Genomic DNA, 12,816 nt, shown 5'->3' on the forward strand with positions numbered 1-12,816 from the left:
CCCCTGTCCGGCCCGCCCACCGACCGGCCGCGCCCGGCGCAGCAGGACCTGCGCGGAGCCCGCGTGGAGTTCACCCTGGACGCCGAACTGACCGCCGCCCTGAAGGCCCTGGCCCGGCAGCACGGGGGCACGCTGTTCGTCGCCGTCCTGACCGGCTGGTCGCTGCTCATGTCGCGGCTGAGCGGCCGCGGGGACGTCGTCGTGGGCACCCCGACGGCCAACCGGCGGCAGAAGGACGTGTCGGGCCTCATCGGCTTCTTCGTCAACACGCTCCCCCTGCGCGCCCGCTTCTCCCGCACGCAGACGGCGGGCGAGGCACTGGGTCACGTACGCGGTGTGCTGCGCGACGCGCTCGACCACCAGGACCTGCCCTTCGAGCGCATCGTCGAACTCGTCAACCCGGTCCGCAGCGCCGCCCACACACCGCTGTTCCAGACGATGTGCGCCTGGGTCCCGGAGCGCGGCGGACTGCTGGAGCTGCCCGGCCTAGACGTCGCCCCGCTCGACATCCCGCATGCGCCGGCCAAGTTCGACCTCGCGCTGTCGCTGACCGAGTCGCAGGGCCGGGTCGTGGGCCACCTGGACTACGCGTCGGCGCTGTTCGACGAGGAGACCGTGCGCCGGTACGTACGTCAGCTGCGGCACCTGCTGACCGACATGGCGGCCCGGCCGGAGGCGCGCGTCGGCACGCTGAGGCTGATGGACGACCAGGAGCGGCACCTGCTGCTCACGGAGCTCGCCGACGGCGGGCCGCTGATGGAGCCGGCGCGCCCCGGCGGACTGGTGGAGCGGTTCGAGGCGCAGGTCGCGGCCCGTCCCGGGCGGACGGCGCTGGTCTGCGGCGGCGAACGGCTCGACTACGCCGCCCTCGCCGCACGGGCCGGGCGGCTCGCCCGCGCCCTCACCGGCCGCGGGGTGGGTCCCGGCTCCGTCGTCGGGCTGCACACCGGCCGCAGCGTCGAACTGGTCGTGGGCGTGCTCGGCGTCCTGAAGGCGGGCGCCGCCTATCTGCCGCTCGATCCGGCCCAGCCGCCCGCGCGGCTCGCCGCGATGGTCGAGGACGCGGCCCCCGCCCTGGTGCTGAGCGACCTCCCCGCCGACGGGAGGCCGGCCGACTGGCACGACCTGACGGCGGTCGAGGCGGAGGGCGAAGCAGCGGCCGGGGCGATACCGGACGACGGTGTCCCGTCCCCGGCCGCGCCGGACACCGAACGCCTCGCCTACGTGCTCTACACGTCCGGCTCGACCGGCCGGCCCAAGGGCGTGGCCGTCACGCAGGGCAGTGTCCTCAACCTGTTCGACAACTGGCTGGAGCGCATGGGCGCGACACCGGGCGAGGCCACCTCCGCGTGGTCGAGCATCGGTTTCGACGCCTCGGTGCACGAGGTGCTGCTGCCGCTGACGACGGGCGCCGCACTGCACCTGGTCCCCGAGGACCTGCGCGGCGACCCGGAGGAACTCGTGCGGTGGATGCGGGAGCACCGCATCGTGCAGGCGTTCCTGCCGCCCTCCTACGTCCGGTGGATCGACGAGGAGCCGGCCAAGCGCCTCGACGGGCTGGCGCTGCGCCACCTGCTCACCGGCGTGGAGTCCCTGCCGGAGGCGGCGCTGCACCGCATGGGCGAGCACCTCCCGGGCCTGCGGGTCTGCTTCGGCTACGGGCCGACCGAGGCGACGCTCTACAGCACGGCGTACTACGACCCGCGGCCCCTCGACCGGCCGGCCCCGATCGGACGGCCGCTCGCCGGAACCCGGATGTACCTCCTCGACGAGGAGGGGGAGCCGGTGCCCGTCGGCGTCACGGGAGAGGTCTACCTCGGAGGCGCGAGCCTCGCCGCCGGCTACCTGCACCGCCCCGACCTGACCGCCGAGCGCTTCCTGCCCGACCCCTTCCTGCCCGGCGAGCGCGTGTACCGCACCGGCGACCTGGCCCGGCGCCTGCCCGACGGCGAAGCCGTCTACGCGGGGCGCGTCGACGACCAGGTGAAGCTGCGCGGCTTCCGCATCGAACCGGCCGAGATCGAGGCCGCGCTGCTCGCGCAGCCGGGGGTGCGCGAGGCGGCCGTGGTGGTCGACCCGGACACCGGCGGCGAACCCCGGCTGGTGGCGGCGGTGGCCCGCGGCGACGCATCCGCCAGGACCCCGCACGAGTGGCGCACGGCCCTGGCCGAGCGGCTGCCGGACTACATGCTCCCGACGCTCGTCGTCGAGCTGCCCGTCCTGCCGCTGAGCCGCAACGGCAAGCTGGACCGCGCGGCCCTGCTGCGCGAGGCGGCCGCGGCCGACTCGGGCCAGGTCAACACGGAGACCCCGCGCGACCACATCGAGCTGACGCTCCACCGGATATGGCGGGGCATCCTGCTGAACCAGGACTTCGGCATCGGCGACAGCTTCTTCGACATCGGGGGCACCAGCCTGTCGGCCATCAAGCTGGCGCACGGCGTCCGCGAGGCGTTCGGCACGGCGCTCCCCGTCCGGGACATCATCCTGCACCCGACGATCGAAGGGCTGGGCGGACTCGTGCGCCGCGGCCGCTCCGGAGCCCCGCCGAGCAACCTCATCGAGTTCCGGCAGGGCACCGCCGGGAACGTGGTGTGCGTCCACCCGGCCGGCGGCACCGCGTTCTGCTACCTCCCGCTGGGCCGGACGCTCCCCGCGGACGTCGGCCTGTACGGGATCCAGTCCCCCGGGGTCAACCCCGGCGAGGAGCCCCTCCCCGACATCGAGGCGATGGCCGAGGCGTATCTGCGGCTGATCGAACCGTTCGGCGACGGCCCCCTCGTCCTGACCGGTCTCTCCTACGGCGGGCTGGTCGCGCACGAGATGGGGCGCCGCCTGGCGCGGGCCGGACGCACCGACGTGGGTGTCGTGCTGCTCGACACCCAGGCCACCGAGGACGCCGCGGTGCGCGCCGCCGTCGCGCCCGTGGACCGGGCCGAGTTCCGCGACAAGCTCGTGAAGTTCAACGGCATGTACCCGGGCATCGAGGACGAGCAGATCGAGCAGTACTTCCGCATCTACAACCACAACCGCATGACGGCCCGCGACCACCTGCCGGCCCCGTCACCGGCCCGTCTCGTCCTGGTCCAGGCGGTGGGCGGCACCACCACCGACCCGGCGTCCCTGCCCGAGGTGCGCGACTTCTGGCGGCGGCGCGCGGAGGGCGGCTTCCGGGTCGAGCTGCTGGACTGCGACCACTGGGAGGTGCTGGAGGGCGAGACCGCGCCGCGGGTCTGCGCCGTCCTGGCCGCCGAACTCGCCGAGCTCACCGGCCGTGCCAGGCCTGGCGGACGTCCCGAGTCCGTCCTACGTACCGATTCCGTCCGGCCCGCCGAGTCCGCCGGACGTACCGAGCCCGCCGCACTCGCGCGGTCCGCCGCGCCCGCCGTCGCCGAGGAGGCGTGATGTCCCGCCCGTCCACGCCGGGTCCCCTGCTGGCCGGGGCCGTCCTCGACCGGGCGCGCCGCACCCCCGACGCACCCGCCGTGGTCGACGGCGACCGCACCCTCAGCTACGCCGACCTCGACCGCGCCTCCCTCCGCGTGGCCCGCGGGCTGCGGGCGCACGGCGTCGAGCCGGGACAGGCCGTCGCGGTCCGCCTGCCGCGGTCCTGGCAGCTGGTGTGCGTCATGCTCGGCGTCCGCCGGGCCGGCGCCACCGTGGTGCCGCTCGACGCGCAGAGCCCCGCCGGGCGGCGCCGCCACATCCTCGACGACTCGTCGGCCGTCGCCCTCGTACAGGACGGCACCGGTACGGCCGACGCGTCCGGCACCGACCGGGTCCGGCCGCTGGACGTCGCCGGCCTCCTCGGGACCGGTCTCCCGGACACCGGCGCGGAGCCGGACGCGGGCGCAGAGCACAACGCGGGCACGGAGCCGGACGCGGGCCCCTTCGACGAGGCCACCCCCGCCACGGACGCGGCCACCTCGTTCCTCTTCTACACCTCGGGCACCACCGGCCGGCCCAAGGGCGTCGAGGTGAGGGACGCCGGCATCCTGCGCCTGGCCGACCCCGGCTTCCTCTCCCCCGCCGCCGGCGAGCGGTACGCGAGCATCTCCAACCCGGCCTTCGACGCGCTGAGTTACGAGGTCTGGGTGCCGCTGCTGACCGGCGGGACCTGTGTCGTCCTGGGCGACGGGCAGGTGCAGGACCCCGACCTGTTCGCCGAGGTGCTGCGGCGGGAGCGCATCGACGCCCTCTTCGTCACCGCGGCCCTCTTCAACGCCGTGACCGACGCCGTGCCGCACTGCTTCGACTCCGTCGGCCGGGTCCTGATCGGCGGCGAGCAGCTCAACGCCACCCGCGTCAGGAAGTGGTACCGGGACAACCCCGCCACCACGACGTGCCTGGTCAACGCCTACGGGCCCACCGAGACCACGACCTTCGCCCTGCACCACCCCGTGCCCCGCGACTTCGACGGCGACACCGTCCCCGTGGGACGGCCGCTGCCGGACACGGACGCCCTCGTCGTCGCCGACGGACCGCGCGCCGCACACACCGGCGAGGTGGGTGAGCTGTACCTGTCCGGCGCCGGACTGGCGGCGGGCTACCGCAACCTGCCCGAGGAGACGGCACAGCGCTTCGTGACCCTGCCGTGGCACGACGCGGGCCGCGCGGTCTGGTACCGCACCGGCGACCTGGTACGCCGTGACGGCGCGGGGCTGCTCACCTTCGTCGGGCGCGCGGACCGCCAGGTGAAGGTGCGCGGCTTCCGCATCGAGCCCGGCGAGGTCGAGCGGCAGCTCGCCGCGCACCCCGCCGTCCGGCAGGCCCGCGTCTGCACCCGGCGCGACGTGGACGGCGCCCACGAACTGCTGGCCTACCTGGTGCTGGGTGCCGAGCTGACGCACGACGCGTACGAACGCCATCTGGCGGCCGCCCTGCCGTCGTACATGCGCCCGCACCGCACCCATCTCGTGGACGCCCTGCCGCGCAACGCCAACGGCAAGGTCGACGACGCCGCCCTGCTCGGCTCGGCGGCACCGGTGTGGCGCCGCCCGCCGGCCGCGGACGTCGAGGTGACCGGCGCGCAGCGCGAGGTGCTGGACCTGGTGGAGAGCATGCTCGGCGTGTCCGGTCTGCGGCCCGACGACCGCTGGATACCCCAGGGCGGTGACTCCCTCAAAGCGCTGCGGCTGCGCTTCCTGCTGCGGCGGCGCTGGGACGTCGAGGTGCCCCAGGCCGTCGTGCTGCGCGAGGACTTCGCCACCCTGGCGGAGGCCGTCACCTCCGGCGTCTCCGGGGCGCGGCGGTCGCCGTACCCGCCGGTGCCCGAGGCGGGCGGACACGGCCGCGCACCGGCCACGTCCGAACAGCAGCGCCTGTGGCTCCTCCACCAGAGCGATCCGCACAGCCGCGCGTACGACGTGCCGCTCGCCTTCCGCCTGGAGGGGACCGTCGACGAGGCCGCCCTGCGCGCGGCGCTCACCCGGCTGGTCGTCGAGCACCCCGCGCTGCGCACGGCCTTCCGCCCCACCCCGGAAGGGCTCGTCCAGGAGGTCGGCGACCCCTTCGACCCGTGGGAGCCGACCGGTGCCCTCGACGGTGACAGTGACGGTGCGGACTGGGAGCCGGCGGCGCGGCGGTTCTTCGCCACCCCCTTCGACCTCGGCGCGGCGCGGATGCTGCGGGCGGGCCTGCTGCCCACGCACGACGGCGCGGTCCTGCTGCTCCACCTGCACCACATCGCCGTCGACGGCTGGTCCCTGAACGTCCTCTTCCAGGACCTGACGTCCTTCGTCGCGGGCACGGCCGGCGCCGGACAGGAGGACGGTCCCCGCCGGACGCCCGCCGACTTCGCCCTGTGGCAGCGGCGCTGGCACCTCGAACCGTCCTACCAGGAGCAGCGGTCGGCGCTGCGCCGGCACTACGCGGCCCTGGAGCCGGCGCCCGCCGGGTCCGTCGCACCGGACACCGCCGACGCGTCCGACGCGTCCGACGGCGCCGGGGCACGGCTGCTGACCGCGTCCCTCGACGCCGGCCGGCGCTCCCGTCTCGACCGCCTGGGCGCGGAGCTCGGACTCACCCGCTTCCAGCTCCTGCTGGCGGCGTTCTCCTGGAGCCTGTACGGCGTGACGGGCCGGACGCGTCCGCTCGTCGCCGGTCCGGTCTCGGGGCGGCCGGTCGGTGAATTCGCCTCCACCGTCGGCATGTTCGCCAACACCGTGCTGCTGCCGCTGCGGCTGGAGCCGGGCGTCGGGGTGCGCCGCCAGCTCGTGCGGCAGGCCTCCGAGGTGCAGCGGATCCTGGACCGGCAGGACGTGGCGCTCGCCGACGTGCTGACCGACCACGACTTCGGCGGCGGCCCGCTCTTCGACTTCATGTTCGTCCTGGAGAACACCGACTTCGGCGCGCTCTCCCTGCCGGGGTGCCGGGTGCGTCCCCTCTGGCCGCGGCCCACCGACACCAAGTGCGCGCTCACGCTCTCCGTCGTCGAGCGGGACACCGGTTTCGACTGCCTGTGGGAGTACGCCGCGGAGCGCTTCGACGACGGGCTGGTGGCCTCCGCGCACCAGCTCTTCGAGCGGGCGATCGACCTGCTCACCGCCGACTCCGGGAGCGGTGAGGACGGGAGCGGCGAGTACGGGGACGGGAGCGGCGGCGGGGAGTCCACACTGGCGGAGCTGGTGGCGCCCTACCGGCGTACGCTCCCCGATCCGGGACGCGGTCCGCTGAGCGCCCCGGCGTACACCACCGTGGCGGAGGGCTTCGCGCGGCAGGTGCGGCGGACCCCGCACGCACCGGCCCTGACCACCGGCGACCGCACCCTGACCTACACGCAACTGGACGACCGCGCGGGAGCGTTGGCGGCCGAGCTGTCGGCCCGGCTCCCGGTGCCGTCCGATCCGGCCGCACCGGCCCGGATAGCCTTGCACCTGCCGCCGTCCGCCGAGCACGTGGTGGCCCTGCTGGCCGCCGCACGGCTCAACCTCACCGTCGTACCGCTCGATCCGGCCTATCCGCCGGCCCTGCTGCGCCGGGTCCTGGACGACGCGSCCCCCCTGTGCGTCCTGACCGCGCCCGGCGCGGCGGCGGACGTGGACGCGATCGCCCCACCGGAGCTGCCCCGCCACACCGTCGACCTGTCCGGCAGCGCACCGGCGGCCCCGGCACCCGCGCCCCACGCGGGACTACGGCCGCTCTACACGCTGTTCACCTCGGGCTCGACCGGCACCCCGAAGGGCGTCGACGTACCGGACCTGACCCTGTGCAACCTGCTGCACTGGCAGGCGGAGGAGGGCGGTCTGGGCGGGCCCGCGGTCACCCAGCAGTTCTCCATGCTGTCCTTCGACGTCTCCTTCCAGGAGATCTTCGGCACGCTGTGCTCGGGCGGCCGCCTGCACCTCGTGCGCCCCGAGTGGCGGCAGGACCTGCCCGCCCTGCTCGACCAGCTCGAAGAGGCCCGCGTCGAACGGCTCTTCCTCCCCTTCGTCGCCCTGCAGCTGCTGGCCGAACACGCCGTCCACCTGGGCCGCTTCCCCTCCCGGCTGCGTGAGGTGGTCACCGCGGGCGAGCAGCTGGTGTGCACCGACGCGATCCGCCGCTGGTTCGCCGGACTGACCGGCGCGCGGCTGTTCAACCACTACGGGCCCACCGAGACACACGTCGTCAGCGCCCTGTGCCTGGACGGCGACCCGGAGCGGTGGCCCACCCGTCCGGCCATCGGCCGCCCGGTGGCCGGTGCGGTGCTGCGGGTAGTGGACGACCACGACGAACCGCTGCCGCCGGGGGCCGTCGGCCATCTGCTGATCGGCGGTCCGATGGCCGCGCCCTGCTATCTGAACGACGCGGAGCTCAACCGCACCCGCTTCACCGAACCGCCGGGCGGGCAGGGGACGTTCTACCGCAGCGGCGACCTCGCGCACTTCGACGACGCGGGACTGCTGCACTACGACGGCCGGGACGACGACCAGATCAAGATCAGCGGTCACCGGCTGGAACTGGGGCACCTGGAGGCCGCCCTCCTGCGCCATCCCTCGGTCGTCGGCGCCCTGGTGGCCCGTGACGGCGACTCCCTCGTGGCCCTCCTGCAGTGCCGCGGCGACGACCCCGACATGCGGGACCTCACTGCCCACCTCGCCGAGCAGCTGCCCCCTCATGCCCGCATCCGCTCCTTCCGCCGGGTGGACGCGCTGCCGCGCACGCCCAGCGGCAAGCTCGACCGCCGCGCCGTGACCGCCCAGGGCCGTGAACTGCTACTCCCGGACACCGCGGAACCCCCCGCGTCCGCGCAGGAGGCCCGGCTGTGCGCGCTGTTCGCCGCGGTCACCGGCAAGCAGGTCCTTCCTGACCAGCGGTTCTTCGACGCGGGCGCCCGCAGTCTCGACCTGATGCGCTTCCAGCTGCGCTGCGAGGTCGAACTGGGCCTGTCCTTCACGGTGGCCGACCTCTTCGAGCACGTCACCGTACGCAGCCTGAGCAGGTTCCTCGACGCGCCGGGCGGGCGGGAGTCCGCCGCGGACGAACCGGTGACCGCGCACGCACCGGTGGCCCCGGACGGGCCGATGGCCGCGGACGAGCCGATCGCCGTGATCGGCATGGCCGTACGGCTGCCCGGCGCCCCCGACCTGGCGTCGTTCTGGCGGATGGTCGAGACCGGCGGACGGGGCATCGAGCACTTCCCGGCGCCGCGGGGCCGCGTCGGCGCCCGCAGCCAGCTGGACGGCCTGCTCTCCTTCGACCCGGGCCACTTCGGGATCAGCCCGCAGGAGGCGCGGCTGATGGACCCCCAGCAACGGCACCTGCTGATGAGCTGTGTCGAAGCACTCGCCCACGCCGGTATCGCCGACCCGGCCGGCGGGCGCGTCGGCCTGATAGCGGGCTGCGGCGAGAACACGTACTTCCAGTCCATGCTGCGCGAGGCCGACCCCGCCGCCCTCCCGGACGGCTTCCGCCTGGCCCTGCACCACGACAAGGACTTCCTCGCCACGAAGGCGGCGTACCACCTGGGGCTGACCGGCCCGGCCTTCACCGTGCAGGCCGCCTGCGCCAGCTCCCTGGTGGGGGTGCACGTCGCGGCCGGGCTGCTGCGGCAGGGCGAGGCCGACGTGATGCTGGCCGGCGGAGTGCTGGTCGACACCCTACTGACGGACGGGTACACCTACCGGCCGCAGCACATCTTCTCGCCCGACGGCCACTGCCGGCCCTTCAGCGACGACGCCGCGGGCACCGTCGGGGCCAGCGGCGTCGGCGTGGTGGTGCTCAAGCCGCTGCGCCTGGCCGAACGCGACGGCGACACCGTCTACGCGGTCGTCACGGGGTCCGCCCTCAACAACGACGGGGCGGCGAAGCTCGGGTACAGCGCGCCCTCCGTGTCCGGGCAGCGGGAGGTCATCCGGAGCGCGCTGCGGCGCAGCGGCCGTACCGGCGCCGACCTCGGGTACGTCGAGGCGCACGGCACCGGCACCCGGCTCGGCGACCCGGTCGAGGTCGCCGCGCTGCGCCAGGCGCTCGACCTGCCCGACTCCGCCGCGTGCGCGCTGTCCTCCGTGAAGAGCCAGATCGGCCACCTGGGCGCGGCCGCGGGCGTCGTCGGCCTCGTACGGGCGGCCCTCGCCGTCCACCACGGGGTGATCCCGCCCAATGTCGACTTCCGGCGCCTCAACCCGGAGATCGGCGGCGACCCGGCGCCCTTCCGCATCCCGACCGCCGCGCAGCCCTGGCCGGAGGGGCGCCCGCGCGTCGCCGCCGTCAGCAGTTTCGGCATCGGCGGCACCAACGCCCATCTGGTCCTGGAGCAGTACGGGGCTCCCGGGGCGGCGCACCCGCCCGCCGCGCCGGACGCGGACCCGCTGGTGCTGTCCGCGAGCAGTGAGCAGGCGCTGCGTGCGGACGCCCGGCGCATCGCCGACCACCTGGCCGCCGCGCCGTCGACGTACGCTCAGGTCCTGCGCCATCTGCGGGACGGGCGGCCGGTGCGGACCCACCGGGTCGCGGCCGTCCGCCCGGACGCCGGAACGGCCGTGGAGTGGCTGCGTGCGGTGGCCGGAGGAACGGTGGACATCGAGAGGACGGAGGGTGCCGGGGGCACGGGCGGCGCTCCGGCCGGGGTTACTGAAGGGGCCGACCGCCGGGCGCCGGGCGGGCGGCCCGCTCCCCCGCCGTGGGACTTCCCGCCGCCCGCCTTCGCCCTCGCGGAGTACGACTTCCCGCGCGCCGTCCCGCAGGGCGGGGCGCCGGACAGGCTGCCCGAGGAGGCGTGGCTGCACCAGAGCGAGTGGACCCGGACCCGACGGGCCGTCCCGTACACCGGGGCCCTGTCCGGGCGGCCGGTGGTCGTCGTCACCGCCGGCGGTTCGAGCCCGGTCGACTGGAAGGCCCTGCACTCCGCCCACGGCCGCGTCGTCCACGTCACGGCCGGGCGCGCGTACGGCCGCCTCGGGACCGACCGCTACGAGGTCGACCCCGCCGACCCCGCCTCGCTGGCCCTCCTGCTCCAGGACGTCGGGCGCGACGCGCCGGACGGGGTCGAGTGGCTGCACGCACTGCCCCTCGGCGTCGAAGGGCCGGTCGGCGAGGACTCGTTGGAGGAGGCGCGGCGCGTCTGCCTCGACCAGACCGCCGCGCTGTGCCAGGCGGTGGCGGACCTGCCGTCCGGCACCCGCCCGCGCGTCTGGTGGCTGTCGTACGGCGCGCAGCCGGTGACGGGCCGGGTGGCGCGCCCCGAACTGGGGCTGCTGACCGCGGCCGTGGAGGTGCCGCGCCAGGAACTCGGCCTGGACGCCCGCTGGATCGATCTCCCCGACGCCGAACCGTCCACCTGGGCCCACCTGTTGCCGCTCGTGCTCACCGACACCACCCCCGCGCCGGACGGTGCGGAGCCCCGCACCGCCCTGCGCGGCGGCTACTGGTGGCGGCCGGTGACCCGGTCCGTACCGCGTCCGCTCCCGCACGGGTCCACGGGGCTCCTGGAAGGCGGCGGCACGCACCTCGTCCTCGGCGGCACCGGCGGGATCGGCGCCGGCGTGGCCTCCTGGCTGCTGGAACACACCGACGGGCACGTCGTGCTGCTCGCCCGGCGCGCCCAGCTGCCGCCCGCCCTCGCCCCGTGGTCCGACCGCGTCACGCCGGTGGCGGCCGACCTCGCCGAGGAACCGCTCGACGAGCTGCTGGAACGGCTCGCACCGCACACCGGCACCCTGCACGGCATCGTGCACGCGGCGGACGGCGCGGCCGGTTCCCTGCTGGTCCGCCGCGACAGCGAGGCCATGCGCGGCGCGAGCCGGGCGAAACTGCGCGCCGCGCTGCTCACCGAGCGGCTGATCGCCCGCCACCGGCCGCGCTACGCCGTCTACTGCTCGTCCCTGTCGGCGCTCTTCGGCGGGGTCGGCCAGTTCGACTACGCGGCGGCGAACGGGGTGCTCGACGCCTTCGCCCACCACGACGGGGACGCCTCCCCGGCGACGGCGACAGCGACGGCAGCCGCAGCGGCGACACCGACCGTGCGGCTGAGCGTCGGCTGGGACATCTGGCGGGACGCCGGCATGGCACGCGACGTCCTCGGCGCCGACGCCCGCCACCAGGCGCACCTGCGGACGGGACTGTCGACCGCCGAGGGCCTGCGCGCCTTCGCCGACGCCATGGAGCTCCAGCTGCCCCACCTGCTCGTCTCGACCACGCCGCTGGAGAGCGCCCGCTACTTCTACGAGCCGGAGCCGGAGCGCGGGGCGGGGCCAGGGCCCACGCCGGAGCCCGCTCCACATACCGCACCAGCACCGGCGACCGGCGCCCCGGTCCCTCTCCCTGGCCCTGATTCCGCCGAACTGATCGAAGCCGCCCGCGAGTTGCTGGGCACGGACACCCTGGACCCGGCAGCGTCCCTGTACGACCTGGGCGCGGACTCCCTCACCCTGCTGGACCTGCTCTCCGAGGTGAAGCGCCTGTACGGCGTCGACCTCGAACTCTCCCGGCTCGGCCACCAGGTGAGCGTCAACGACCTCCTCGGTCACCTGGACCGCCCCGTACGGACCGAGGAGCCCGACGGCGACCCGGTCACCGTCGAGACCTGGCAGCGCGGCGACGACCGGGACGTCCTGTGCGTGATCCACCCGGTCGGCGGCGACATCCAGGCCTACCGGCCACTGGTCTCGGCCCTGGACGGGCGCACCACGGTCTGCCTCGTCCCCGACCCCGCCCTGCGCGATCCGGGTCTGCCGCCCTGGTCGGTCGCCGAGCGGGCCGACCGCTACCTGGCCGCGCTGCAGGCCCGCTTCCCCGCGGCGGAGGTGCGCCTGCGGCTCGCCGGCTGGTCGTTCGGCGCCCTGGTCGCCCACTCCATGGCCGCGGCCGCCGAGGCACAGGGCCGTCCCCTGGCGGGGCTGTACCTCGTGGACCCGCCAGCACCCCACGCCCCGCCGCTGCCGCCGGACGGCCTGGACGAGGACGCCCTGCGCGCCGTCTTCCAGCGCGAACTGCTCGGCAACGGAGCCCAGTCGGCCTCGGCCCCGACAGCAACAACGACAGCAACAGGTCACACCTACGCCGAGCGCCTCGCGCACTGCTGCCGGGCCAACATCTCCGCGATGACCGGCCACACCGCGCCCCGCGTGACGCGTACGCCCAGTGCCCTGTGGCTGGCCACCGAGGCCACGGCCGACCTGCCGCTCGCCCCGCCCGTCCCGTCCGCGGCCGGGGAGTGGACGGCGCTCCTCCCCGAGCCCGCCCGCGTGCACCACGTACAAGCCACGCACTACGAGATCGTCACCGGCCGGCACGTCGAGCGGATCGCCCGCGTGATCGACGCCGACCGGCCCGGCGGCCCCTCCGACAGCGACCCGTCCGACAGCGGCCTCCCCGACGCGGCGCCCCACCCCACAC

At 75.3% G+C, this 12,816-nt stretch carries 2 protein-coding genes; both read left to right on the forward strand.

Annotated elements, in window-relative coordinates; translation table 11 throughout:
* The coding region (locus FGF04_RS09360) for a non-ribosomal peptide synthetase (RefSeq protein ID WP_149510803.1) at positions 1-3,405 on the forward strand (3,405 nt) is incomplete at its 5' end.
* On the forward strand, positions 3,405-12,816 hold a 9,412-nt coding region (locus FGF04_RS09365), incomplete at its 3' end, for a non-ribosomal peptide synthetase (RefSeq protein ID WP_149510821.1). The genes FGF04_RS09360 and FGF04_RS09365, both read left to right, overlap by 1 nt.

This window comes from Streptomyces apricus, assembly GCF_008369065.1.
GTDB classification, from domain to species: domain Bacteria; phylum Actinomycetota; class Actinomycetes; order Streptomycetales; family Streptomycetaceae; genus Streptomyces; species Streptomyces apricus.